This is a genomic window from Trinickia caryophylli (genome assembly GCF_034424545.1).
GTDB lineage: Bacteria > Pseudomonadota > Gammaproteobacteria > Burkholderiales > Burkholderiaceae > Trinickia > Trinickia caryophylli.
The window spans coordinates 406,118-431,656 of the sequence record NZ_CP139970.1 but is presented as its reverse complement, the minus strand read 5'-3'; the positions used below and the strand labels follow the sequence as shown (position 1 = coordinate 431,656).

21 protein-coding genes are annotated in these 25,539 nt (G+C 66.1%); 10 read left to right on the top strand and 11 right to left on the bottom strand.

Going from position 1 to position 25,539, the window contains the following annotated elements; genetic code table 11:
- Positions 1–67 precede the first annotated feature (67 nt).
- The 4 genes from tsaB to U0034_RS01880 are packed head-to-tail and all read left to right on the top strand — an operon-like array spanning position 68 to position 3,327.
- A complete protein-coding gene (tsaB, locus tag U0034_RS01895) occupies positions 68–823 on the top strand; it encodes a tRNA (adenosine(37)-N6)-threonylcarbamoyltransferase complex dimerization subunit type 1 TsaB (RefSeq protein ID WP_085226033.1) in 756 nt (251 codons plus the stop codon).
- A complete protein-coding gene (gene rimI, locus U0034_RS01890; RefSeq protein ID WP_085226036.1) occupies positions 820–1,314 on the top strand; it encodes a ribosomal protein S18-alanine N-acetyltransferase in 495 nt (164 codons plus the stop codon). The genes tsaB and rimI overlap by 4 nt, the downstream gene beginning before the upstream one ends.
- Positions 1,301–2,314 (top strand): uracil-DNA glycosylase, encoded by a 1,014-nt coding sequence (locus tag U0034_RS01885; protein ID WP_085226039.1) that lies wholly within the window; start codon positions 1,301–1,303, stop codon positions 2,312–2,314. Before rimI ends, U0034_RS01885 begins: the two co-directional genes overlap by 14 nt.
- Positions 2,311–3,327 carry a DUF1853 family protein gene (locus U0034_RS01880; protein WP_085226041.1) on the top strand — a complete coding sequence of 339 codons (1,017 nt, stop codon included), beginning with the start codon at positions 2,311–2,313 and terminating at the stop codon, positions 3,325–3,327. The genes U0034_RS01885 and U0034_RS01880 overlap by 4 nt, the downstream gene beginning before the upstream one ends.
- Here U0034_RS01880 and thiD read toward each other — a convergent pair.
- Both thiD and lplT read right to left on the bottom strand, forming a co-directional pair.
- On the bottom strand, positions 3,306–4,112 hold the full coding sequence (gene thiD / locus U0034_RS01875) for a bifunctional hydroxymethylpyrimidine kinase/phosphomethylpyrimidine kinase (protein ID WP_085226043.1): 807 nt from the start codon (positions 4,110–4,112) through the stop codon (positions 3,306–3,308). The genes U0034_RS01880 and thiD overlap by 22 nt on opposite strands.
- 28 nt (positions 4,113–4,140) lie before the next feature.
- A complete protein-coding gene (lplT, locus tag U0034_RS01870) occupies positions 4,141–5,448 on the bottom strand; it encodes a lysophospholipid transporter LplT (protein WP_085226045.1) in 1,308 nt (435 codons plus the stop codon).
- A 223-nt stretch (positions 5,449–5,671) separates the two neighbouring features.
- On the opposite strand from lplT, the gene alr reads away from it, so the two are divergent.
- Positions 5,672–6,742 carry an alanine racemase gene (gene alr, locus U0034_RS01865; RefSeq protein ID WP_085226047.1) on the top strand — a complete coding sequence of 357 codons (1,071 nt, stop codon included), beginning with the start codon at positions 5,672–5,674 and terminating at the stop codon, positions 6,740–6,742.
- Positions 6,743–6,805: 63 nt separating this feature from the next.
- Complete coding sequence (radA, locus tag U0034_RS01860; RefSeq protein WP_085226467.1) at positions 6,806–8,185, top strand: DNA repair protein RadA; 1,380 nt, start codon at positions 6,806–6,808, stop codon at positions 8,183–8,185.
- 42 nt (positions 8,186–8,227) lie between these two features.
- Here the strand turns inward: radA and U0034_RS01855 are convergent, their stop codons facing one another.
- Together U0034_RS01855 and U0034_RS01850 are read right to left on the bottom strand one after the other, a co-directional pair.
- Positions 8,228–9,310: a CaiB/BaiF CoA transferase family protein gene (locus tag U0034_RS01855; RefSeq protein WP_233211923.1), complete on the bottom strand. Its 1,083-nt coding sequence runs from the start codon at positions 9,308–9,310 to the stop codon at positions 8,228–8,230.
- Positions 9,311–9,560: 250 nt separating this feature from the next.
- Positions 9,561–11,510 (bottom strand): ATP-binding cassette domain-containing protein, encoded by a 1,950-nt coding sequence (locus U0034_RS01850; RefSeq protein ID WP_085226049.1) that lies wholly within the window; start codon positions 11,508–11,510, stop codon positions 9,561–9,563.
- Between the two features lie 130 nt (positions 11,511–11,640).
- Here U0034_RS01850 and U0034_RS01845 point away from each other — a divergent pair, with 130 nt between their 5' ends.
- Positions 11,641–12,120 (top strand): glutathione peroxidase, encoded by a 480-nt coding sequence (locus U0034_RS01845; RefSeq protein ID WP_085226051.1) that lies wholly within the window; start codon positions 11,641–11,643, stop codon positions 12,118–12,120.
- A gap of 333 nt (positions 12,121–12,453) precedes the next feature.
- A complete protein-coding gene (locus tag U0034_RS01840; RefSeq protein ID WP_158243523.1) occupies positions 12,454–13,230 on the top strand; it encodes a hypothetical protein in 777 nt (258 codons plus the stop codon).
- Between the two features lie 77 nt (positions 13,231–13,307).
- On the opposite strand, the gene cls is transcribed toward U0034_RS01840, so the two are convergent.
- From cls to dapC, 7 genes are all read right to left on the bottom strand, one after another.
- Complete coding sequence (gene cls / locus U0034_RS01835) at positions 13,308–14,765, bottom strand: cardiolipin synthase (RefSeq protein WP_085226056.1); 1,458 nt, start codon at positions 14,763–14,765, stop codon at positions 13,308–13,310.
- A gap of 100 nt (positions 14,766–14,865) precedes the next feature.
- Positions 14,866–15,591, bottom strand: a complete 726-nt coding sequence (locus tag U0034_RS01830; RefSeq protein ID WP_085226058.1) for a lysoplasmalogenase — start codon at positions 15,589–15,591, stop codon at positions 14,866–14,868.
- A gap of 11 nt (positions 15,592–15,602) precedes the next feature.
- Positions 15,603–16,490: a 50S ribosomal protein L3 N(5)-glutamine methyltransferase gene (gene prmB, locus U0034_RS01825; RefSeq protein ID WP_085226060.1), complete on the bottom strand. Its 888-nt coding sequence runs from the start codon at positions 16,488–16,490 to the stop codon at positions 15,603–15,605.
- A gap of 29 nt (positions 16,491–16,519) precedes the next feature.
- Positions 16,520–17,656: a succinyl-diaminopimelate desuccinylase gene (gene dapE / locus U0034_RS01820; RefSeq protein ID WP_085226062.1), complete on the bottom strand. Its 1,137-nt coding sequence runs from the start codon at positions 17,654–17,656 to the stop codon at positions 16,520–16,522.
- Between the two features lie 106 nt (positions 17,657–17,762).
- The gene (locus U0034_RS01815) at positions 17,763–18,125 is read right to left on the bottom strand and encodes an ArsC family reductase (RefSeq protein WP_085226064.1); all 363 of its coding nucleotides are present in this window, start codon (positions 18,123–18,125) and stop codon (positions 17,763–17,765) included.
- A gap of 2 nt (positions 18,126–18,127) precedes the next feature.
- Positions 18,128–18,955: a 2,3,4,5-tetrahydropyridine-2,6-dicarboxylate N-succinyltransferase gene (gene dapD / locus U0034_RS01810; RefSeq protein ID WP_085226471.1), complete on the bottom strand. Its 828-nt coding sequence runs from the start codon at positions 18,953–18,955 to the stop codon at positions 18,128–18,130.
- Positions 18,956–19,029: 74 nt separating this feature from the next.
- Positions 19,030–20,235, bottom strand: a complete 1,206-nt coding sequence (dapC, locus tag U0034_RS01805) for a succinyldiaminopimelate transaminase (RefSeq protein ID WP_085226067.1) — start codon at positions 20,233–20,235, stop codon at positions 19,030–19,032.
- A 454-nt stretch (positions 20,236–20,689) separates the two neighbouring features.
- On the opposite strand from dapC, the gene smc reads away from it, so the two are divergent.
- Together smc and U0034_RS01795 are read left to right on the top strand one after the other, a co-directional pair.
- Complete coding sequence (smc, locus tag U0034_RS01800) at positions 20,690–24,208, top strand: chromosome segregation protein SMC (RefSeq protein WP_085226069.1); 3,519 nt, start codon at positions 20,690–20,692, stop codon at positions 24,206–24,208.
- Between the two features lie 91 nt (positions 24,209–24,299).
- Complete coding sequence (locus U0034_RS01795; RefSeq protein WP_085226071.1) at positions 24,300–25,532, top strand: cell division protein ZipA C-terminal FtsZ-binding domain-containing protein; 1,233 nt, start codon at positions 24,300–24,302, stop codon at positions 25,530–25,532.
- Positions 25,533–25,539 lie beyond the last annotated feature (7 nt).

Genomic DNA, 25,539 nt, shown 5'->3' with positions numbered 1-25,539 from the left:
GGGCCCCGCGCGCGAGCGCAGCCTTTCACGATCCGGGAGGCCGTGGCGCCGCATTACAATAGTGCCCATGATCCGAACCGTTCTGCTTGCTTTCGATACTTCGACCGAATACTGCTCGGTTGCGCTGCTCGATTCTGGCGAGCCGGCCGAGCCCGGCGACGCATCGCCGCCGCGCCTCGTCGCCCGCCACGAGCCGACGGGCGCCGTCTCCAGTGCCCGCATACTGCCGGCCGTGCGCGAAATCCTGCAGGAAGCGGGGCTGACGCTCGCCGATTGCAGCGCCATCGCGTTCGGTGCGGGCCCCGGATCGTTCACAGGCCTGCGTACCGCGGCCGGTGTCGCCCAGGGCCTCGCATTCGGGCTCGGCATACCCGTCGTGCCGGTGAGCACGCTCCTCGTATGCGCCGAGAGCGCGCGGCTGCGCGATCCCTCGGCCAACCGCGTGCTCGTTGCCATGGATGCGCGAATGGACGAAGTCTATTGGGCCGACTACCTCTGGGATGCGGCTGCGCAGGCGTGGCGCGCGATCGTCGCACCTTCGCTCGGCGCGCCGGGGGCGTTGGCGTTGCCCGACGAGCCATTCACGCTCGGCGGCAACGCGGCGGCATCTTTCGGCGAGCGTCTGCCCGCGGCGCTCGGCGCCCGCACCGTCGATGGCGAGGCGCTCCCGCATGCCGTTCCGCTCGCTCATGCCGCGCTGCGCGCCTGGCGTGCGGGGCAGGCCGTACCGGCCGATCGGGCCGCGCCCGAGTACATCCGCGACAAGGTCGCGCAAACGACGGCCGAACGTCTGGCCGCCCGAGGCGGGGATCCGGCACGATGAGCGGTGTGCTGCTGGCCGATCGGTATATGTCGCCGATGACCGATGCCGATCTCGACGAGGTGGCGCTGATCGAGCGCGAGGCCTATGAGTTTCCCTGGACGCGCGGCAACTTCGAGGATTCGTTGCGCAACGGCTATTTCGGCGTGTGCATGCGTCATGTGACGGGTGTGCTCGTAGGCTATTGCGTATTGATGCCGGTTGTCGATGAAATGCATTTGTTGAACCTCTGTGTCGCGCCACGCGCTCAGCACAGCGGCGCCGGCCTCGCGCTTTTGCGCGAGGCGGCACGCATTGCCCGCACGACGGGCCTTGGCGGCGTGTTGCTCGAGGTTCGACCGTCGAACGTGCGCGCGATCAGGCTGTACGAGCGTTTTGGTTTTGTTACGGTCGGACGCCGCAGGAACTACTATCCGGCGCGTCACCGCAGCCGCGAAGATGCAATCGTCATGAGATACACGTTTCCGAAGGAGGGCGCGGATGGCGTTCGATGAAGCCGTGCTCGAGATGCTCGGGCTTGCTCCGCTCTGGGTGCGTCGCGATACGCGCGAAGTGGTCGGGGCCGGGGGGGGCGTCGTGTCCACCGTGGCCGCGAAGGCGGACGGAGGCGATGCCTCGCCGCCAGCCGAAGGTCGCGCTGCTCTGAGCGGCCCGGCTGGGCAGGCACCCGCTGCGGCAGCGCCCGAGCGCGCATCGAGGCCGCAATCGATTCCCGATGGGGGCGAAGCGTTTGCGCGGCGCACGCGCGAGGCGGCACCGATGGCGCCCGAGCCGGCGCCGCCGGCCGAGCGTAAGCCCGCCCGCGCGTCCGATCCGCCATTGCGGATCGAGCCGGCCGCGGACATCGCGCCTCCACCCGAAAGCGATTCGCCGCGCGAGATCGAGGCGCAACCGGCTCGCCAAGAGGCGGCCGTCCGGATGCTCGACTGGGATGCGCTCGCCGCGCGGGTGGCATCGTGTGAAGGCTGCCGGCTCTGCGAGCGGCGGACCAACACGGTGTTCGGCGTCGGCGACCGCGAAGCGGACTGGATGTTGATCGGCGAAGCTCCCGGCGAAAATGAGGACAAGCAGGGCGAGCCGTTCGTGGGCCAAGCCGGCAAACTGCTCGACAGCATGCTGCGGGCGCTGGCGCTCGCGCGGGGCGACAACGTCTATATCGCCAACGTCGTCAAATGCCGGCCGCCGGGCAACCGCAATCCGGAGCCGGATGAGGTCGCGCGCTGCGAGCCTTATCTGCAGCGGCAGGTGGCGCTCGTCAAGCCGAAGCTGATTGTCGCGCTCGGCCGCGTGGCTGCGCAGAACCTGTTGAAAACGGATGCGAGCATTTCGTCGCTGCGCGGCCGTGTGCATCGCTATGAGGACGTGCCTGTGATCGTCACCTATCACCCCGCTTATCTGTTGCGCAGCCTGCACGACAAGGCGAAAGCGTGGGCCGATCTTTGTCTTGCGCACGACACGTACAGGCAGGCGCTTGGCGGGCGGGCAGGCGAATGACTTCGCTCGAGCCGGCTGCCAAGAGCGCCGCCGTGCTCGATGCATTGCTCGATTCGCTGCGCGTGGACGCCGTGCGCGATCTGGCCTGGCTGCTTATGAGTCCCTCGCTGTTGCGCGAGCACGGGCCGCTCGCTGCGCTGGCGCATCCAGGCGAAGCCGTGGGCGAACGCGCCGCCGTTGCGGCTTGGCTGAGCAGTCTCGATCGCGATCCACGGACGCTTCTTCGCGTGCTGAGCGCCGCGCCGCTCACGCGGCTCGGCCGTTACGCCGAAACGCTGCTCGGCTACTACCTGGAACACGGCCCGGCGGAGCGGCTCGTCGCCGCGAACGTCACGCTGCGACGAGCCGGGCGGACCCTCGGGGAGTGCGATTTTCTGGTACAGACGGCGAACGGGCGGCGGCTGCACTGGGAGTTGGGCGTCAAGTGCTATCTCCATACGGGCAGCGAGCGAGGCGTGCTTGCGGACTACGTCGGGCCGAACCTGCTCGACCGTTTCGACATCAAGCTTGCCCGGTTGGTCGAGCATCAATTGCCGCTCTCGGCAACCGAGGCCTTCGCGTCGCTCGGCCATCGCGGCCCGTGGCAAGCGCAGATGCTTGTCAAGGGCTGGCTCTTCTATCGATGGCATGACACCGCGAGCGGCCTCGCTGCGCCGCGGTTGCCGGCCGCGGTCGAGCCCGGGCATTCGCGCGGATTCTGGGTGCCGCGGCATGCTTGGGAGGCATTTGCGCGTGATGCGGCCAAGCGGTGGATGGCGTTGCCGCGGCTTGCGTGGCTCGCTCCGCAACAGGTGACGGCGGGGTCCGAGGCGGCCGACAGGGGTCTGGTGGATGCCGGTGCATTGAACGACTGTGCCCATTCGCCGCGCGCCCCGACGATGGTCGCCGGCTTCGCCTGGGACGAGGCCGCCGCCGCATGGCGCGAACGCACACGCGGATTCATCGTTCCCGACGACTGGCCCGCGCGTGCCGAAGCGTTCGCGTTAAGCGACTACCACCAGCGGCAGAAGTGATGGAGTGGCCCGATGCCACTACCCACGCGGAGCCGGCCGCTCGCGCGCATCGCGTCGAGCAGATAGCCCTTCGCGTCGGCCACGGCGCTCGCCAGATCGGCGCGCTGGGGGCGAAGCGCCGCAATCGCGGCTGACAGCGTGCAGCCGGTGCCGTGCGTATTGGGCAACGGCAGACGCTCGGCGCCGAAGCGGCGATGGCCGGCGGCGTCAACGAGCCAATCGGGGCTTTGGGCGGACGGCAGATGACCTCCTTTCATCAGCACGGCCCGCGCGCCGAGCGCGCGCAGTGCCTCGCCCTGTTCGAGCATGGCGGTTTCGTCGTCTGCGGGCTGCGCGCCAAGGAGCGCGGCGGCTTCGGGAAGATTCGGCGTGACGAGGTGCGCGAGCGGCAGCAACGCGTCGCGCAGGGCGGCAACGGCGTCGGCCGCGAGCAGGGCGTGACCGTTCTTCGAGATCATGACGGTGTCGAGCACGACGAAGGGCGGCTGGTATCGCGCGAGTGCGCGCGCCACCGCGTGCACGATTGCGGCGTTGGCGAGCATGCCGATCTTGACGGCGTCGATGCGGATGTCGTCGAGCACCGCTTCGAGCTGCGCCTCGACGAAGCCGGCGTCCGGAGCGTGCACCGCGCGCACGCCATGCGTGTTTTGCGCGGTGAGGGCGGTGACGACGCTCGCGCCGTAGGCGCCAAGTGCCGAGCAGGTCTTGATATCCGCCTGGATGCCGGCGCCGCCGCCCGAATCCGAGCCGGCGATCGTCAATACGTTGGGAATGACGTGGGGCATGATGACGCGGCGCGCCGCCGTGCGCGGTTCAGTGTTTGACTTCGCCGATCAGCGCGACGGCATCGAACGCGCGCTGGTTGGCCTGATGTCGTCGCATGACGAGCCACATCATGAGACAGACGAACGTGCCGAAGAGCACGATCACCACTGATACGGGCACGTCGAGCCAGACCAGCACCGCGTAGAGGCAAAGCATGACGAGCACGGAGAGGTTTTCATTGAAGTTCTGCACGGCGATCGAATGCCCGGCCGAAAGCAGGACGTGCCCGCGGTGCTGCAGCAGCGCGTTCATCGGCACCACAAAAAAGCCCGATAGCGCGCCGACCACCATCAGGAACAGATAGGCGATGATGAGGTAGCCCGGCACGTGCAGGTGGCCGAAGTAAAAGCCCCAATTGGCGGGCACGAGATGGCGCGTGTAGAACGCCATCATCATGACCCCGATGCCCATGATGATGCCCACGGGTAGCACGCTCAAGGAGCGCTTGAGCGGCACTTTCGCCGCTGCCGCCATCGCGCCCACCGCCACCCCGACGGCCACGATGGCCTGCAGGATCGCGCCTTCGGAGAGCGACATGCCGAGCGAGACCTCGGCCCATTTGAGGACGATGAACTGAAGCGTCGCGCCGGCGCCCCAAAAGAGCGTCGTCACGGCAAGCGAGATCTGGCCGAGCTTGTCGCGCCAGAGCGTGAGAAAGCAGTCGGCGAACTCGGTCACGAGTTTGACGGGGCCATGCTGTTGCTTCGGGTAGCGCGCGCCTGTATCCGGAATACGCAGATTGAATATGGCGGCGACGACGTAGATGCCGATGATCACGAGCATCGCGGCTTCGGCCGGCGTGGCCACGAGTGGAATGTGATGACGCAGGATCGGCGCGGCGATATGCGGGCTGATCAGTGCGCCGCCGAGCACCGTGCCGAGGATGATCGACGCGACCGTCGTGCCCTCGATCCAGCCGTTGGCGGCCACGAGCCGCTCGGGCGGCAGCAGCTCGGTCAGAATGCCGTATTTCGCCGGTGAGTAGGCCGCGGCGCCGAAGCCGACGATCCCGTAGGCGATCAACGGATGAGCGCCTCCCAGCATGACCGTGCAGCCGGCGATCTTGATCGTGTTCGTGATGAACATGACGTGGCCCTTGGGCCGGGAATCGGCGAATGCCCCCACGAATGCCGCCAGCACGACGTACGAGAGTACGAAGAACAGCTTGAGCAGCGGGGTCATCCAGTTCGGGGCATGAAGGTCTTTGAGCAGAGCAATGGCGGCGATCAGAAGGGCGCTATCGGCCAGCGACGAGAAAAACTGCGCGGCCATGATGGAATAAAAACCTTTTTTCATCTGATGCGGTGCTGTCCTCGCTGCGCCTCGTGAGCCGGTCGCGCGAGCGACGCCTTGGGGCCTATGCCGTTCGAAATGGGTTGTGCGCACGGCTTTATATCACGAAAATAGGTGCCTTCGGACGGCCCGCGCATCGGGAAGGTGCCGGGCGGCGCCGTCCGTGAGCGCGAGACGAGCGCCCTGTGCGCCCGATTCGCCCCCAAAAGCTCTTACGAAAACGTCCATGCCGCGCCCGCTTCTCGCCACGATTCATACCGCCGCCTTAGCCAACAATCTTGCCGTCGCCCGCCGCCACGCGCCCAACTCGAAGGTATGGGCCGTCGTGAAAGCCAATGCATATGGCCATGGCCTTGCCCGAGTGTTCCCCGGTCTGCGGGCAACCGACGGTTTTGGTCTGCTCGATCTCGAGGAGGCGGCCAAGCTGCGCGAGCTCGGCTGGGCGGGCCCGATCCTGCTGCTCGAAGGCTTTTTCCGGCCGACCGACATCGACGTGATCGACCGCTACAGCCTCACCACCACTGTGCACTGCGACGAACAGCTGCGCATGCTGGAAATGGCGCGGCTCTCCAAACCCGTCAACATCCAGCTCAAGATGAACACGGGCATGAACCGGCTCGGTTACACGCCCGAAAAATTCCGCGCGGCCTGGGAGCGCGCGCGGGCCTGCCCCGGCGTCGGCCAGATCGTTTTGATGACCCATTTCTCGGACGCAGACGGCGAGCGCGGCATCGGCGAGCAGATGGCAGCCTTCGAACGCGGCGCCGAAGGCATCGCGGGCGGGCGCAGCCTTTCCAATTCCGCTGCGACCCTCTGGCACCGTGAGGCCCACTTCGACTGGGTGCGCCCGGGCATCATTCTTTACGGTGCTTCGCCGTCGGGTCTCACCTCGGCCATCGAGGGCGTGGGGCTGCAGCCGGCCATGACGCTCGCCTCGGAGCTGATCGCGGTGCAAACGCTCGCGGCGGGACAGTCAGTCGGTTATGGCTCGACGTTCCTGGCGCCGGCGCCGATGCGCATCGGCGTGGTCGCATGCGGTTATGCCGACGGCTACCCGCGTTGTGCGCCCGAAGGCACGCCCGTTATCGTCGACGGCGTGCGCACGCGCATCGTTGGCCGTGTCTCCATGGACATGCTCACGGTAGATCTGACCCCATGCCCCAGCGCCAGTATCGGTTCGCGCGTCGAGTTGTGGGGCGCTCAGGTGCCGATCGACGACGTGGCGCGCGCCTGCGGCACGATCGGCTACGAGCTGATGTGCGCGGTGGCGCAGCGCGTGCCCGTGCGCGCGGAATGATCCCGGCTCCCGTATCGCCCCGCAATGGCGGGTGCAACGAACGACGGCCGGGGGCTTGAGCGCGTGGCAAAACAGAAGACGGTTTACACCTGTACCGAATGCGGCGGCCAGACGCCGAAATGGCAGGGACAATGCCCGGCCTGCGGGGCATGGAATACGCTGGTGGAAACGGCGGCCGCCACGGGCGGCACGCATCGGTTCCAGTCGCTTGCGAAAAGCGCGCCGGTCCAGCGGCTTGCCGATATCGAGGCGGCTGACGTACCGCGCTACTCAACCGGCATCGGCGAATTCGACCGCGTGCTCGGCGGCGGCTTCGTGGCGGGCGGCGTGGTGCTGATCGGTGGCGACCCCGGCATCGGCAAATCGACGCTGCTGCTGCAATCGCTCGCCGCGCTCGCGGCCACGCGTCGCGCGCTTTATATCAGCGGCGAGGAGTCGGCCGCGCAGATCGGCTTGCGTGCGCAACGTCTCGCGCTGCTCGAGCCGGGTGGCGCGAGCGCGGCGGAGCTCAAGCTGCTCGCCGAGATCCAGCTCGAGAAGATCCAGGCGGCGATCGAGACCGAGCGGCCCGACGTCGCCGTGGTCGACTCCATCCAGACGATCTATTCGGACGCGTTGAGCTCTGCGCCGGGCTCGGTCGCGCAGGTGCGCGAGTGCGCGGCGCAACTCACCCGCATCGCGAAGCAATCGGGCACGACGATCGTCATGGTCGGCCACGTGACGAAAGAGGGCAGCCTGGCGGGGCCGCGCGTGCTGGAGCACATCGTCGATACGGTCCTTTATTTCGAAGGGGACACGCATTCGTCGTTTCGCCTCGTGAGGGCGTTCAAGAACCGCTTCGGCGCCGTCAACGAGCTTGGCGTCTTCGCGATGACCGAACGCGGGCTGCGCGGCGTCGCCAATCCTTCGGCGCTTTTTCTGTCGCAGCACGAGCAGATCGTGCCGGGCTCGTGCGTTCTCGTGACGCAGGAGGGTTCGCGGCCGCTGCTCGTCGAGATCCAGGCGCTCGTGGATACGGCGCACGTTCCGAATCCACGCCGGCTTGCGGTAGGCCTCGAGCAGAACCGGCTTGCGATGCTGCTCGCCGTGTTGCATCGGCATGCGGGCATTGCCTGCTTCGATCAGGACGTCTTTCTCAATGCCGTTGGCGGCGTGAAGATCGCGGAGCCCGCGGCCGATCTCGCCGTGCTGTTGGCGATCCATTCCTCCATGCGCAACAAGCCGTTGCCGAAGGGGCTCATCGTGTTCGGCGAGGTCGGCCTGGCCGGCGAGATCAGGCCTTCGCCGCGCGGCCAGGAGCGGCTCAAGGAGGCGGCGAAGCTCGGCTTCACGGCCGCGCTGATTCCGAAGGCGAACGCGCCGAAGCAGGCGATCGACGGCTTGCGCGTGCTCGCCGTAGAGCGGATCGAGGAGGCGATTTCACGCGTGCGGGAGCTCGAGTAGGAACCGGTTGCGCGGCGCTTCGGGCGGCCAGGGACGAAGTGGTCAGTCCATCTGCTCGTCGCCTTCCGGCGCCCGGAAAAGCAGGTGCGTTCGTGCCTCCTCGGGTGTGAGGATCGGCGAGACGCAGCAGTCGAGCGGCTCGAGCAGTTCGAGCCAGGTGGCGAGCGGCGCGCCCGCGAACCGGGCCGCCAGCTCGGCTTTCAGTGCCGAGGCGTCGGGGCCGCCGATCGCCTGCCCGAGTGTCCAGTGCCGGCTCGTCCAGTCCTCCCGGCCCAACGCCCGACACAGCCGTTCCCAGAACTTCAGTTCGAGCGCGCCCACGGCGAGCCAGCGATCGTCGGCGGTGCGGTACACGTTGTAGCAGGGCGCGCCGCCCTGAAGCAGGCCATGGCCGGGCGGTTGCGGCGTGGCGGTGGCGTCGCGCCCGCGGGCCATGGCACCCGACGCCGGCTCACCGGCGTGCATGGCGCGAGCCACGAAGTCGTATTCGCGAACGGCATGCGTCATCGAAACGTCGATGAACGTGCCGGGCCCGCCGCGCGAGACTTGCCAGAGCGCGGCGAGAATGCGGGTGACGGCGCTTGCGGCGCCACCGAGCAGATCGGCGATCTGGATGTTCGGAACGACCGGCGTGCCGTCGGCCGCACGGATCTGATCGAGCACGCCTGCGTAGGCGAGATAGTTGATATCGTGGCCGGGCCGCTGCGCGTAGGGCCCTTGGACACCATAACCCGTGATCGCGCAGTAGACGAGCTTCGGGTTGATGACCGCGAGGCGCGCATAGTCGAGCCCGAGCCGAGCCATTACGCCCGGGCGAAAGCTCTCGACGAGCACGTGCGACTCCCGCACGAGCGCGCGCAGGACCGTCGAGCCGGTTTCCGTCTTCAGGTCGAGCCGCGTCTCGCGCTTACCGCGATTGACGAGGCGATAAAACGCGCTGGGCTTGCCCGCGGCCTTGTCCGCCGGCGTCTGCATCATGGCGCGCGCGCCATCGCCGGCGCCGGGCTCTTCGATCTTGAGCACGTCCGCGCCCAACTCGGCAAGGCGCAGCGTCGCAACCGGGCCCGGCAGCAGACGCGTGAGGTCGAGTACTCGCAGTCCCTGCAGCGGAGCATCCGTCGTCACCCATACCTCCTTCTAGAAAATCTGGAAAACGCGGGGGCATCCCAAACGTGCCATCGGCGGGCGGCACCTTCGGCGCGGCCGCACGGTGTCTTGCCTTGCGCCGGGCGATGAGCCGTCGCTCCCGCCGCGCCTCCGCAGGATTTCCGGCTGCCTGCCCGTTGCCCCATTACGCGTATCTTCGCCCGTCCGCTCGTTCGACCGACCCGGCGCGAGTTGAACCGGTATGAGCCTGCCGGGACGCCAGCCTGTGTCATCCGATCTGCTCGAGCTCTTCCTGAGCCTCGAGCCACTGCGCCTCCAGCGCCTCGAGGCGGCTCTGAATATCGGCCTGTTGCCGCAACGCCTCGGTGAGCCGGGCCTTCATCGCCGGCTCGTAGCTGGCGGGATCGCCCACCAGCGCGTCGAGCGAGGCTTTTTCGGCATTCAGCGCTTCGATCTCCTTTTCGATGCGTGCTATGCGCGTTTGCAGCGGCTTTTTCAACTGCGAGAGCTTTTGCCGTGCCTGGGCCTCCTGGCGCCGTTGATCCTTGCGATTGCCGGCCGCCTCGCTGGCGCCGGGCAGAGCCGCTCCAGCGGCTTCCCCTGCGGCGCGGGCTGCTGCCCGCGCTTCGGCCGCATGCTCGAGCAGCCAGTCGCGGTAGTCGTCGAGATCGCCGTCGAACGGCTGCAAGCGGTGGTTCGCCACGAGCATGAACTGATCCGTGCTCGCCCGCAATAAATGCCGGTCGTGCGACACGAGGATCAGCGTGCCCTCGAACTGCGCGAGCGCCATCGTCAGCGCATGGCGCGTTTCGAGGTCGAGGTGGTTCGTCGGCTCGTCGAGCAGCAGCAGGTTGGGCTTTTGCCAGATGATCAGCGCCAGCGCGAGCCGTGCTTTTTCCCCGCCCGAGAACGGGGCCACGGGCGCGCTTGCCATATCGCCCGAGAAATTGAAGCTGCCGAGGAAATCGCGCAGCTCCTGCTCGCGCGTTTGCGGGGCGATGCGAGCGAGATGGGCGAGCGGCGAATCTTCCGGGCGCAGCGTTTCGAGCTGGTGCTGGGCGAAATAGCCGATCGCGAGCCCGCGTCCCTGACGCATCGTGCCGGCAAGCGGCGCCAGTGTGCCCGCGAGCGTTTTGACGAGTGTCGATTTGCCCTGGCCGTTCGCGCCGAGCAGGCCGATGCGCTGACCGTTCTGGATCGAGAGCGAAACGTTCTTGAGAATCGGAACGTCGGGGGCGCCGTCCTGGCCGCGATAACCGCAGCGCACGTTCTCCATGACGAGCATTGGGTTCGGTGCCGCATCGGGCGTGCGGAATTCGAACGTGAAAGGGGAACTGACGTGCGCTGGCGCGATAAGCTCCATCTTTTCGAGCGCCTTCATCCGGCTTTGGGCCTGTCGGGCCTTGGTGGCCTTCGCCTTGAAGCGGTCGATGAAGCTTTGCAGGTGGGCGACCGTCTTTTGCTGTTTCTCGTAGGCGCTTTGCTGCAGGGCGAGCTGCTGTGCCCGCAGGATCTCGAATTGCGAATAGTTGCCGCCGTAGCGCTTGATCTGTCGATTCTCGAGGTGCAGCGTGACGTTGCACACCGAGTCGAGGAATTCCCGATCGTGCGAGATGACGATGAGCGTGCCGGCATAGCGATGCAGCCAGTCTTCGAGCCAGACGATCGCATCGAGGTCGAGGTGGTTCGTCGGTTCGTCGAGCAGAAGCAGATCCGACCGGCACATCAGCGCCTGGGCGAGATTCAGCCGCATGCGCCAGCCGCCCGAGAAGCTCGATACCGGCTCGCGCGTTTGGGCGAGAGTGAAGCCGAGCCCAAGCAGCAGCGCTTCGGCACGCGCGGGCGCCGTGTAGCCGTCGGCATCGGCGAATGCTGCGTGCGCGTGGCCTAGCGCCTCGCCGTCGTGGGCCGCTTCGGCCGTGCGCATCTGCGTCTCGATCTCGCGCAGCGCGGCATCGCCGTCGAGCGTGTATTCGAGTGCGGACTTCGTTTCCGCGGGTGTTTCCTGTGCAACGTGTGCGATGCGCCACGACGGCGGCAGCGCGACATCGCCGGCGTCCGGGTGCAGTTCGCCCCGCAGCACGGCGAAAAGCGTCGATTTGCCGGCGCCGTTGGCGCCGACGAGACCGGCCTTTTCGCCAGGGTTGAGCGCGAACGAGGCGCCCTCGAAGAGCGGCTTGACGCCGCGCGCGAGACTGAATTGGTTGAAGCGGATCACGAGAAGGTTCGATGCTCGAAAAACGCTATTTTAGACGCCGCGGCCAGCGGACGGGCGCTTGCCATGGCTGGCGGCTACTGAGGTGTGCGGTTTTCGCATAGACTCCACATTTTCGCGAGAGGAGAGAGCGATGAGCGCTCTTTACGGCTTTTCCGCACGGACGCTCGGCGGCGAGACAGTGAGCCTCGATTCCTATCGGGATAAGGTGCTGCTGATCGTCAACACGGCGAGCGAGTGCGGGTTCACACCGCAATATGCCGGCTTGCAGCAGCTTTACGATCGGTATTCGGCACGCGGATTCGTCGTGCTGGGCTTTCCGTGCAATCAGTTCGGCAAGCAGGAGCCCGGCGACGCGGCGCGGATTTCCGCGTTTTGCGAAAAGAACTTTGGCGTGACGTTTCCGATGTTCGAGAAGATCGACGTCAAGGGGCCGAGTGCGCATCCGCTCTTCCGATTCCTGACCGGCGAGGCCCCCGGCTTGCTCGGCACCGAGTGGATCAAGTGGAACTTCACGAAGTTCCTGATCGACCGCACGGGCAATGTCATCAAGCGGTACGCGCCTGCGACGAAGCCGGAGGCGATCGAGGCGGACCTGCAAAAGATATTGTGATTGGAAAACATGCAGGTCGCACTGCTCCGTTCGAGGGCAGGTTGATTGGGGACCGGCACCTGGTAAAAATTATGGGCTGTAAGCCGATTATGTAATGTATAGTGTAATTTGGCATTATGAAGCGATGGCCTCGAAGTTTTCTATCGCCCTCAAAGGAAAATCTCTCAATGGCAAACGATATCTTTGGTCTTGCTCAATGTATGCCAGGTAGGCGAAACTATGCCCGGGTATGAGCCAAAGCAAACGCTGCGGCCAGAACCGTCTAAGCAAAGCCAGGAGAATTTTCCCTCGGGAAGTAGAGATACGCGTGACCGGCCGCTCCCTTTGCGCCGAATGGACTCAATTGCGGCATTATTGAATTACTATAATTTTGATACAACAAAAAATCCGACTGCGGTAGCAGTGGCGCCCATCGTTGAAGTGGGGAGCAATAAGATAAATCTGGTCTTTGATTATAATAAGGGATTGGTCATCGATCCTTACACGAAGGCGATGGCGGAGATGAATACGAAATTTATTTCTAGGAAGGTAAACGAACGATGGGGTCATATTAAGCGCTATATCCGAGGGGAATCGCTTCAGGATGACGTTCTGAGAAAATTAAACATAGAAGATAAGGGTGGCGACGCGAGAAAATTTATGTATGCGCGCAATGTGAGAAATCTGCATAAACTGAAGAAAACCTATGGCCGAGAAGACGGGGTGGGCGATGAGTTCCGGAAAATCCTTCGGTTGATAGTAGATAGCGACGACGCGTTGCACGAGGCATCTTCTCAGGCTAAATTACCAACGTCCGGAACGATTCACGCTGAAGCGGCGGTAGCCAATTTCCTGCGCGCTAATCAAGGAGCTTATCGGCCCATTACATTCGGCGGCAACCCGGTGCCTTTGGGCGTAAGCAAGTTGAGCTGTGGTTTTTGTAGCAGCTACATCAAAGGCACGAGCCTTCCGGACGGATTGACAATAGACGTCCGCGGTGCCAGCGGCCAATCTTTTAATGGTTGGGTCCATCCAGAGACCGGGGACGTTATGCGCGAGAAGTGCCGCCAGTCGGAATCGAGCCAATTCAGATGGAAATACGCCAGCTCTTCCGAGAGTGATAGCGAGTAAGCTGTTCTCTTGCCGGCGCCGCAAGCGTACTTCCACGGCGGCATACCTCGATCCAGCATCGACTGAGCGGCTACGGTTCAAAGGATCGGAGAAAAAAGACGAGCTATATGCATGGCTACCCGCCTCCATGCCGGCGCATCCCGGTATTCGGACCTGTCCACCTCGTACGCGAGTTCTAAATCGCGCGCGAGCATGGCCTGCACCTCGGCAGCGAACGCCTGATCGACGGTCAGCACCATGATCTCGAAATTGAGCCGGAACGAACGGTTGTCGAGATTGGCGCTGCCCACAGCGGCCGCCACGTCGTCGATCAGCACGACTTTCTGATGCAGGAAGCCGGGGCGATACCGGAAGATGCGGACGCCGGCGCGCACGAGATCGTAGGCATAGAGCTTCGACGCTTCAAAGACCACGTAATGATCGCGCCGGCTCGGGATCATGATGCGCACGTCCACGCCGCGCATCACGGCGAGACGCAGCGCCGAGAACACCGCCTCGTCGGGGACGAGATACGGTGTGGTGATCCAGACGCGCTGCTGTGCCGCGTTGATCGCCTCGACGAAAAAGAGCGACCCGGTTTCGAACTTGTCGGCGGGCCCGGGTGCCACCACCAGGCAGTGCATATCATGACTACCGGCCGGTTGCGGCTCTGGCGTGGCACTGCGCTCGAGCCGCGGCAGTTGCTGCGTGGCCCAATGCCAGTCTTCGATGAAGACAAACTGTACGCTCGCAACCACCGGGCCGCGCAGTTCGATATGCGTGTCGCGCCAGGGGGACAGGCGCGGATTGCCGCCCAGATATTCGACGCCGACATTGTGTCCGCCGACGAACGCGCGCTCGCCGTCGACCACGACGATCTTGCGGTGATTACGGAAGTTGAGCTGAAAGCGATTGACGAAGCGCCGGTTCGTGGCGAACGGATGAATTTCCACGCCGCCCTCCGCGAGCGCCGTCACGTAGCGCTGTGGCAAATCGAACGAACCGATGCTGTCGTAGAGAAAGCACACGCGCACGCCTGCGGCGGCTTTCGATATCAGCAGGTCCTTCAGCATTTCGCCGAGTGCGTCGGCGCGGACGATGAAGAACTGCACGAGAACATAGTCTCGTGCCTGCTCGATCGCGTCGAGGATGGCGGCGAAGGTGGCGTCGCCGTTCACGAGCGTGCGGGCCTGGTTGCCGGGCAGAAACGGCATGCCGCTCAGATGGGTGAGGGCGCGCACGACATGGTGGCCGAGCGCTTCGGCGGGGCGGCCCGACGTCGAGGCGCGCGTATCCCAGGTGCTCGGGTGTGCGCGCGAGCGGATCAGTTCGCTTTCGAGGCGGCGTGCATCGACGTAGCCCGAGAACTTGCTGCGACCCAGAAAGAGATAGGGGACGAGTGTCAGGTAAGGCATCGCGACGAGCGAGACGGCCCACGCGATTGCGCCTTGAGACGTGCGCGTGTTGAGGATCGCATGGCATGCGGCGATGACGCCGAGCGTGTGCGCCGCGAAGATGAGACTGCCGAGCGAGAGCCAGTTGAATTCGAAGTGCATGGGTGCGTGAGACTGCCGGTTCGGTCCACGAGGCGCGGCTCGCGGCGCTTTCGCGCATCTTACCGAAGGTCGCGCCCGAACGGCGCGTCGGCCGTAGCGTTCAGCCGGCGGACAGACCGCGGCGCGGCAGCAGGACGATCGCTGCCGCGAGGGCGAGTTGTGCGAAGGCGTAAGTCGCCCATATCCCATAGGTACTGGCGGCAAATGCTTCGAGAAAACGGTCGACGCCGATCATCGCGTCGGATATGACGAAGCTGAAACCGCCCATTGCGGCAAGCGGATGCAACCCGCGCGCGAATACGGCGAGGCTCGCCATGAGGCAGAGCGCGCACATGTAGACGGCGACGGGCACGGCGAGCGGGCCGAGATGCGGCAGGAAAACCATGTAGATGGCGGCCGCCGCGGTCCAGAGCGCGGCGGCGGCGGCGAGACGCCAGCCTGCCGGCCGCACGGCCAATGGAGCGAAAAGCGTGCAATAGGCCAGGTGGGCGACGAGAAACGAGCCGAGCCCGCCGACGAACGAGAACGAATACCGCGGGAGCGCGAGCAGGACGTCGCCGGTACCCGATGCGGCGAGCGCGACACACAGGCGGACGCGTTCGGCCACGGGCACGTGCCGCAGGGCCGAGAGCATCAGCAGCACGCACATGAGCACTTTCGCCGCGGCCTGGCCTGGATAGGGAGCACTCGGCAGGCCGACGCCGTAACCGACGGCAGCTGCCGCTGCCGCGAGCCATAGCCACAGGGCGGGCGCCAGCGGGGCGACGCTTGCCCGATCGTGAGACGAGTTCGACGAGTTCGACGAGTTAGACGACGGACACGGCATCGGCGAGCCGCTCAGGCAGAGGGCAGATCGCTTGCCTGGATCAGGAAGACGCTCTCCTCGCCGGCGCTCGTAGAGAGCCAGACGAGGTCGAGCCCGCCGAACGCCGCTTCGACGTTGTGTCGTTCGTTGCCGATCTCGACGACGAGCACGCCGTCGTCCGTAAGCCACCGGCGCGCCTCCGTCACGATGCGGCGTACGACGTCCATGCCGTCCGCGCCGCCCGCCAGTGCGAGCGCGGGCTCGTGGCGGTATTCGGCCGGCAGGTGCGCCATCGACGCGCTGTTGACGTAGGGCGGGTTGGTCAGGATGACGTCGTAGCGACGTTCGGCGAGCGGAGCGAAGAGATCGCCTTCGAAGAGCGCGACGCGATCGTCGAGCCCGTAGTCGGCCACATTGATGCGGGCGACGTCCAGCGCTTCGGCCGAGATGTCGACGGCATCCACGTCGGCGTTCGGAAACGCATGCGCGGCCAGCACCGCCAAACAGCCCGAGCCGGTGCAGAGTTCGAGCACGGCGGCGACTTCGTCCGGATCGTCCACATAGGGTTGCAGGCCGTCTTCGAGTAGCTCGCCGATGAACGAGCGCGGCACGATCGTGCGCTCGTCGACGTAAAAGCGCCGGCCGTGCATCCACGCCTCGCGCGTGATATATGCGGCGGGCACGCGCTCGTCGGTCCGGCGCGCGATGACCTGCATCACGGTCTCGATCTCCTCGGGCAAAAGGCGCGCGTCGAGAAACGGGTCGAGCGTGTCGAGCGGCAGATGCAACGTATGGAGGATCAGATAGGCGGCCTCGTCATACGCGTTCGCGCAGCCGTGGCCGAATGCGAGCCCGGCGGCATTGAAGCGCGATACGGCATGGCGCAGCAGGTCGCGTACGGTGGAAAAAGGCGTCGTCATGGTAAGGCGGATCCGTGGTGTGCGCTCGGTCAGGCGATCAGTGCTTCGAGCACGCGCCGGTAAATATTCTTGAGCGGATCGACGAAGGCGAGTTCGATATGCTCATCGATCTTGTGAATGCTGCCGTTGGGCGGGCCGAACTCGACCACCTGCTTGCAGATGCGCGCGATGAAGCGGCCATCGGAGGTGCCCCCCGTGGTCGAGAGTTGCGTCGTCACACCCGTTTCGTCCTTGATCGCGCGCTCGAGGGCCTCCGAGAGCTCGCCACGCGGCGTGAGAAACGGCAGGCCGCTCACGGTCCAGTCGAGCTCGTAGTCGAGGCCGTGCTTGTCGAGAATCGCATGCACGCGCCGCTGCAGCCCTTCCACGGTGCTTGCGGTCGAAAAGCGGAAGTTGAACATGAGTTCCGCGCGGCCCGGAATGACGTTGGTCGCGCCCGTGCCGCTCGAGAAATTCGAGACCTGCCAGGTCGTGGGCGGGAAGTACTCGTTGCCGGCGTCCCAGTGCTCGGCGACGAGTTCCGCGAGCGCCGGCGCGAGCAGATGGACCGGGTTCTTCGCAAGGTGCGGGTAGGCGATGTGGCCTTGCAGTCCCTTCACGACGAGCTTGCCCGACATCGACCCGCGGCGGCCGTTCTTCACGACGTCGCCGAGCGTCGCATCCGACGTGGGTTCGCCGACGACGCAGTAATCGAGCGTGATCCCGCGCGCCTTGAGCGCTTCGACGACCTTGACGGTGCCGTGCGTGGCCGGACCCTCCTCGTCGCTCGTGATCAGAAACGCAATGGCGCCGCGATGCGCGGGATGGGCCGCGACGAACTCTTGCGCCGCCACGACGAAGCCCGCGATCGACGTTTTCATGTCGGCGGCGCCGCGGCCATAGAGCTTGCCGTCGCGATGCGTCGGCACGAACGGCGGCGAGCTCCATTGCTCGAGCGGGCCGGTAGGCACGACATCGGTGTGTCCTGCGAACGCGAGCAGCTTGCCGCCGGCGTCGGTGCCGCGCTTGACGGCCCAGAGATTGGTCACGCCGTGCGATTCGATGGTTTCGCAGTTGAAGCCGATGGCCTCGAGCCGCTCGATCAGCAACCGCTGGCAGTGCTGGTCGTCGGGCGTGACCGAGGCGCGCTCGATCAGCGCTTCGGCGAGGGCGAGAGTACCGGACATGGGGTCGATCCGTTATCGATAAAAAATGCCGGCCTCGAAACGCGAGACCGGCGCATGACGGGATGGGCGCGGCGGGCACAGCCGGCGCCACGCCGGCGAACGTCGTTCAGCGGAAAAGCGTCTCGTACTGCTCGGGCGAGAACCCGAGTGACTTCACGCGCCCGTCGACAACGAGCACGGGGCGCTTCACCACCGACGGTTTTTCGACCATCAGCGCAATCGCGCCGGCCTCGGTTTCGGCTGCGGCCTTCGCCTCGTCGGGCAGGCCGCGCCAAGTCGTACCGCGGCGGTTGACGAGCGCCTCCAGCGGTATGTCGGCAAGCCACGCTTTCACGAGCGACGCGGGCAGTCCGGCTTTCTTGAAGTCGTGAAAGTCGAATGGCACGCCGTGCGTCTCGAGCCACGTGCGCGCCTTCTTGACGGTGTCGCAGTTCGGAATGCCGTAGACGATGGTCTTGGGCCCGCTCATCGTCAATCGCCCCGCAGCAGCTCGTTGAGGCCGACTTTCGCGCGCGTTTTCGCATCGACCTTCTTGACGATGACGGCGCAGTAAAGACTGTGCGTGCCGTCCTTCGACGGGAGGTTGCCGGCCACGACCACGGAGCCCGGGGGCACGTAGCCGTAGCTGATCTCCCCGGTTTCGCGATCGTAGATCTTCGTGCTCTGACCCAGATAGACGCCCATCGAGATCACCGAGTTCTCGCCGACGATCACGCCTTCGACGACTTCCGAGCGTGCGCCGATGAAGCAGTTGTCTTCGATGATGACGGGGTTGGCCTGCAGCGGCTCGAGCACGCCGCCAATGCCGACGCCGCCCGAAAGGTGAACGTTCTTGCCGATCTGCGCGCACGAGCCGACGGTCGCCCACGTATCGACCATGGTGCCTTCATCGACATAGGCGCCGATGTTCGTATACGAGGGCATCAGGACGACGTTGCGCGCGATGAACGAGCCGCGGCGCGCAATTGCGGGGGGCACGACGCGAAAGCCGCCGGCCGCGAAATCTTCCGCCGTATAGTTCGCGAATTTCGACGGGACCTTGTCGTAGAACTGCGAATACCCGCCGGCCGGCATCGGCACATTGTCTTCGAGGCGGAACGAGAGCAGCACGGCCTTTTTCAGCCATTGATTGACGACCCACTGACCGTCTTTCTTCTCGGCCACGCGCAGCCGGCCGCAGTCCAGTTCCTCGAGGGCGTGGGCGACGGCGTCGCGCACTTCGGCCGGCGCCGCCTTCGGCGAAAGCTCGGCACGGTTTTCCCAGGCGTTGTCGATGATGCTTTGAGGTTGTTGCGACATGTTGGTGATTTCGCTGATTTGGAAACGGATCGGGAATGCGACGAGCTCGCCAGGCGGCGGCGCCCGCCGGTGATTCAGGCGGCGAGCGAGCGGCAGAACTCGACGATGCGGCGCGCACCCTCGACGCATTCGTTCATGTCGGCGACGAGCGCCAGACGGACGAAGCCGCGGCCGGGGTTCGCGCCGTGGGCTTCGCGCGCGAGATAGGAGCCGGGCAGAACCGTCACATTATAGTCGGCGTGAAGGCGGCGGGCGAACTCGGTATCGCTCAAGCCCGTGTGCGCCACGTTGGCCCAAAGATAGAAGGCCGCGTCGGGCAGACGTACGTCGAGCACCTCGGCGAGCATGGGCGTGACCGTCGAAAACTTCTGAACATATCTGGCGCGATTCTCGCGCACGTGCGCCTCGTCGTTCCAGGCTGCGACGCTGGCGGCCTGGTACACGGGGGAGAGTGCCGCGCCATGATAGGTGCGGTAAAGCAGGAAGCGCTCGAGCAGGGCCGGGTCGCCCGCGACGAAGCCCGAGCGCATGCCCGGCACGTTCGAGCGCTTCGACAGGCTCGAGAGCATGATGAGCCGCTCGAACCCGCGGCCGAGCCGGTGCGCGGCCTCCAGCCCGCCGAGCGGAGGGTGGGCTTCGTCGAAGTAGATCTCCGAATAGCATTCGTCCGACGCGATCACGAAGCCATGCTTGTCCGCGAGCGCGAAAAGCTCGCGCCAATCGTCGAGGTTCAGCACGGCGCCCGTCGGATTACCGGGCGAGCAGACGTAGAGCAGCTGCGTGCGCGCCCAGACGTCTTCTGGCACGGCGGCATAGTCGCAGGCGAAATTGCGGGCCGGGTCGCTGTTGGCGAAATACGGCTCGGCACCGGCGAGCAGCGCCGCGCCTTCGTAGATCTGGTAGAACGGGTTGGGACACAGTACGACGGCGCCGGGGCGTGTGCCGTCCACGACCGTCTGCGCGAGCGCGAAGAGCGCCTCGCGCGAGCCGGAGACGGGCAGCACGTCCCGGGCGGGGTCGAGCGCGGGCAGCGCATAGCGGCGCGTCACCCAGCCCGCGATGGCCTCGCGCAGCGCAGGCGAGCCTGCCGTGGCCGGATAGCTCGACAGCGCGCCGAGCGAGGCAACGACGGCATCGGTGATCAGCTCGGGCGTCGGATGCTTGGGCTCGCCGATACCGAAACTGATATGCGCGAGCGCGGCGGGCGGCGCGGCATCCTTGAGCAGCGCGCGCAGTTTTTCGAACGGATAGGACTGAAGGCGATCGAGTCTTGGATTCACTGGAGGCTCGGGTCGGAAGCGGACGAAGTGACGCGGCGTCGCGCGGTTGAGGCGACCCGGCGCGCCGCGAAACGTACGGTACGGCGAACGCGTGGCGGACCTGCCGCAAACCGGCGGCAAACATGACGCCGCGCGGCGTTCAAACAGGCAACGCACAGGCAACGCGCGAAGCTGGCCATTATAGCCCGCTTCTTCGGGGCCGCCGAGCGGTCGGGGCAGCGGTCGGGGCGGCCATGGGCCAACCGGCATGGGGGGACGGCCGGACGCGATGGTATGATTGCCACTTGCTCGCGGGCCGCGAGCCGGTTCGACATTCCGGGTCGGCACGAGGCCCGCTGTTTTACGATCTCCGTCTCGTGGCGACGGCCTAGGCCTGTGCCGCCTTGCGTGGCATGGCAGCCGCGCAAGGCCGCCGCGATTCGTTCGACACTGCCACTCAAACAGCGATATCGCCGTGCGTCTGACCTCGATCAAACTCGCTGGCTTCAAGTCCTTCGTCGATCCCACGCATTTCCAGGTCCCCGGCCAATTGGTCGGGGTCGTCGGGCCGAACGGCTGCGGCAAGTCGAACATCATCGACGCCGTGCGCTGGGTGCTGGGCGAGTCGCGCGCCTCCGAGCTGCGCGGCGAGTCGATGCAGGACGTCATCTTCAACGGCTCGACCGCCCGCAAGCCCGGCAGCCGCGCGAGCGTCGAGCTCGTCTTCGACAACGCCGACGGCCGCGCGGCCGGACAGTGGGGGCAGTACGCCGAAATCGCCGTCAAGCGCGTGCTGACGCGCGACGGTACGTCGAGCTACTACATCAACAACCTGCCGGCGCGCCGGCGCGACATCCAGGACATCTTCCTCGGCACGGGGCTCGGCCCGCGCGCCTATGCCATCATCGGCCAGGGCATGATCGCGCGCATCATCGAGGCGAAGCCCGAAGAGTTGCGCGTGTTCCTGGAAGAGGCCGCCGGCGTCTCGAAGTACAAGGAGCGGCGGCGCGAGACGGAGAACCGTCTGCACGACACGCGCGAGAATCTCACGCGCGTCGAGGACATCGTGCGCGAGCTCGGCGCGAATCTCGACAAGCTCGAGGCGCAGGCCGAGGTCGCGACGAAGTTCAAGTCGCTGCAGGCCGACGGCGAAGAGAAGCAACGCCTGCTCTGGCTTTTGCGCAAGAACGAAGCGGCCGCCGAGCAGGCGCGCCAGCAAAAGGCGATCTCCGACGCGCAGGTCGAGCTCGAGGCGCAGACGGCGCGTTTGCGCGAGGTCGAGGCCGGGCTCGAGACGTTGCGCGTCGCGCACTATGCCGCGAGCGATGCGATGCAAGGGGCGCAAGGCGCGCTTTACGAAGCCAACGCCGAGGTGAGCCGGCTCGAGGCCGAGATCAAGTTCATCATCGAATCGCGCAACCGCGTGCAGTCCCAGATCGCGGCGCTTACCGCGCAGCGCGAGCAGTGGCAGATGCAGGCGGAGAAGGCGCGCGGCGAGCTGGAAGACGCCGAGACGCAGCTCGCCATCGCCGAAGAGAAGGCGGCGCTCGCCGAGGACGACGCGGCGGCGAAGCACGATGCGCTGCCGGCGCTCGAAGCACGCTGGCGCGATGCGCAGTCGGGGCTCAACGACGAGCGCGCGGGCATCGCGCAGACGGAGCAGGCGCTCAAGCTCGAGGCGGCGCATCAGCGCAACGCCGACCAGCAACTCCAACAGCTGCAGCAGCGCCACGAGCGGCTCAGGGCCGAGGCGGGCGGGCTCGATGCGCCGGACGAGGCGCATCTCGAAGAGCAGCGCATGCAGCTCGCCGAGCATGAGGAGGTGCAGCGCGAGGCGCAGGCGTGTCTCGCCGAGGCGCAGGAAACGCTGCCGCAGCTGGACGAAGCCCGGCGCGCGGCGCAAGAGCGGGTCCAGGCCGAAAGCGCGCAGATCCACCAGCTCGAGGCGCGCCTCGTCGCGCTCAAGCAGTTGCAGGAGAACGTGCAGACCGAGGGCAAGATCCAGCCCTGGCTCGACAAGCACGAACTCGGCGCGCTGCCGCGGCTCTGGAAGAAGCTGCACGTCGAGGCCGGGTGGGAGACGGCGCTCGAATCGCTTTTGCGGGAACGGCTTGCCGCGCTCGAGATCTCGAATCTGGATTGGGTGAAGGCCTTCGCGAGCGACGCGCCGCCGGCCAAGCTCGCGTTTTACGCGCCGCCGCAGGCATCGGCGCCGCGCGAGGCGCCGCCCGGCCTCCGGCCGTTGCTCTCGCTAGTGCGCATCGACGACGCCGGTTTGCGCGCGGTGCTCGCGGACTGGCTCGACGATGTCTTCGTGGCGGACGATCTCGCGCAGGCGCTCGCGCTGCGGGCGCAACTGACGGAAGGGGCAGCGCTCGTCGTGAAGGCGGGACACGTCGTCACGCGCGTGGGCGTGCAGCTCTATGCAGCCGATTCCGAGCAATCGGGCATGCTGGCGCGCCAGCAGGAAATCGAAAATCTCACGCGGCAACTGCGCGCGCAGGCCCTCTTGGCAGACGAGGCCAAAACGGCGGCGATTCGCGCGGAGGCCGCGTATACGCAAGGCTCCCAGGCGCTGGCCGACGCCCGTGCCCAGGCGGAGCGGGCCACGCAGCGCGTGCACGCACTGCAGCTCGAGGTGCTCAAGCTCACGCAGGCGCACGAGCGCTACACGCAGCGCAGCACGCAGATCCGCGAGGAGCTCGATGAAATTCGAGCCCAGATCGAGGAGCAGCAGGCGCAGCGAGCCGAGTCGGAGGCCAACTTCGAGCGTCATGACGGCGAGCTTGCCGAGCTGCAGGCCCGTTTCGAGGAAAATCAGCTCGCCTTCGAGGCGCTCGACGAGGAATTGGGTCGTGCCCGCGGCGAGGCGCGCGATCTCGAGCGCGCGGCAACCGACGCACGCTTCGCGGCGCGCAACATGGCGAACCGCATCGAGGAGCTCAAGCGCAGCATCCAGGTGGCGCACGATCAGAGCGAGCGCGTGGCGGTCTCGCTCGAGGACGCTCGGGCGGAACTCGAGACGATCAACGAGCAGACGGCGCACACGGGCCTGCAAGACGCGCTCGAAGTGCGCGCGGCGAAGGAGGCTGCCCTCGGCGCTGCGCGCCTCGAGCTCGACGATTTGACGGCGAAGCTGCGCCAGTCGGATGAAGCGCGGCTCACGGCCGAGCGTTCGCTGCAGCCGCTGCGCGACCGCATTACCGAGTTGCAGTTGAAAGAGCAGGCGGCGCGCATCGCGGGGGAGCAATTCGACGAGCAGTTGAGCGCTGCCGGCGTGGACGAGGCGCAACTGCAGGAAAAGCTGACGCCCGACATGCGACCCTCGTATCTGCAAGGCGAGGTTACGCGGATCAACAATGCGATCAGCGCGCTCGGCCCCGTCAATATGGCGGCGCTCGACGAACTCGCGGCCGCCAAGGAGCGCAAGACCTTCCTCGATGCTCAATCGGCCGATCTCACGGCGGCGATCACGACGCTCGAGGATGCGATCCGCAAGATCGATCAGGAAACGCGCACGCTGCTGCAAGGCACGTTCGACGAAGTCAACCGGCATTTCGGCGAGCTGTTCCCGCGCCTTTTCGGCGGCGGGCAGGCAAAGCTCATCATGACGGGCGACGAGATTCTCGACGCCGGCGTGCAGGTCATGGCGCAGCCGCCCGGCAAGAAGAATTCGACGATTCACCTGCTGTCGGGCGGCGAGAAGGCGTTGACGGCCACGGCGCTCGTGTTCGCGATGTTCCAGCTCAATCCGGCGCCGTTCTGCCTGCTCGACGAGGTGGACGCGCCGCTCGACGATGCCAACACGGAACGCTTCGCAAATCTCGTACGAGCAATGTCCGACAAAACGCAATTCCTTTTCATTTCGCACAACAAGATCGCGATGGAAATGGCGCAGCAGTTGATCGGTGTGACGATGCAGGAGCAGGGCGTGTCGCGCATTGTCGCGGTCGACATGGAAACGGCTGCGGGTTTCGCCCAGAATACGGCTTGAGCGAGCGGAGGCGGGCCGGTTGCGCGCGAGGCGCGCCGGCATGCCGGCAATCGCAATACGCAGACAGAAGAACGGGCTTCATGGAGCATGCATGGACGAGTTGACACTCGGATTGATCGGCGCGGGCGCCGTGGTAGTGGCGGGCGTGGTGGGTTACAACGCATGGCAGAGCGCGAAGGTGCGTCGCAGGATGCCGAGGCCGATGCCGCCCGAGACGGCCGATGCGCTTTCGCGCCACGATCACGAGGAGGAGCAGCCGTTCATCGAGCCGGCGCGCGCGAACGCCCGGCGTGAGCCGGCGCTCGCCGAGGCGTCGCGGGCGGAAGAGGACACGCGCGTCGAACCGAGCTTCGGAGGCGCGGCGCCGCTCGATACGCCGGGCGACGTGCAGGCCGAGGCTACGCTCCCCGAGTCGCCGGCCGGCGAGCCGCAAGCGGGGTATGAACCGGGTGCCGCGCCGCAAGAGCCGATTGCGCCGGCCGCGACGAGCATCTCCGCGGCGCCGCCACACGTCGTCGACCGGCGGATCGACTGTGTCGTGCCGATCCGGCTTGGCGGGCCGGTGGCGGGCGACAAGGCGTTGCCGTTCGCGCAGCGCCTGCGCCGGGCAGGCAGCAAGCCCGTCTACATCGAAGGCAAGCCGGACGGCTCGGCGTCCTGGGAGCTGCTGCAAACGGGGCAGCGCTACGAGGAACTGCGCGCAGCGGTGCAACTGGCCAATCGCAGCGGCGCCCTCAACGAGCTGGAGTTCTCGGAATTCGTCTCGGGCGTGCAGCAGTTTGCCGACGCGATCGATGGCGCTCCCGAATTCCCGGACATGCTCGAAACGGTTTCGATGGCGCGGGAGCTCGACGGCTTCGCGGCGCAATGCGACGCGCAACTGTCGATCAACGTGCTTTCGGATGGCGCGCCGTGGTCCGCGAACTACGTGCAGGCGGTGGCCTCGCAAGATGGCCTGCTGCTGTCGCGCGACGGTACGCGTTTCGTGAAGCTCGACGCGAGGCAAAGCCCCGTGTTCATGCTGCAGTTCGGCGATACGAATTTCCTGCGCGACGATCTGACCTACAAGGGCGGTCAGATGATTACGCTGATCCTCGATGTGCCGGTTGCCGACGAAGACATCCTCCCATTCAGGCTCATGTGCGACTACGCGAAGTCGCTTGCCGAGCGCATCGGCGGCCGCGTGGTGGACGATCAGCGCCGGCCGCTACCGGAAGCGGCCCTGCTGGCAATCGAAAAACAACTGATGACGCTTTACGCAAAGCTCGAGGAGGCTGGAATTCCGGCGGGCTCGCCGGCTACGCGCCGGCTTTTCAGCCAGTGATCCGATC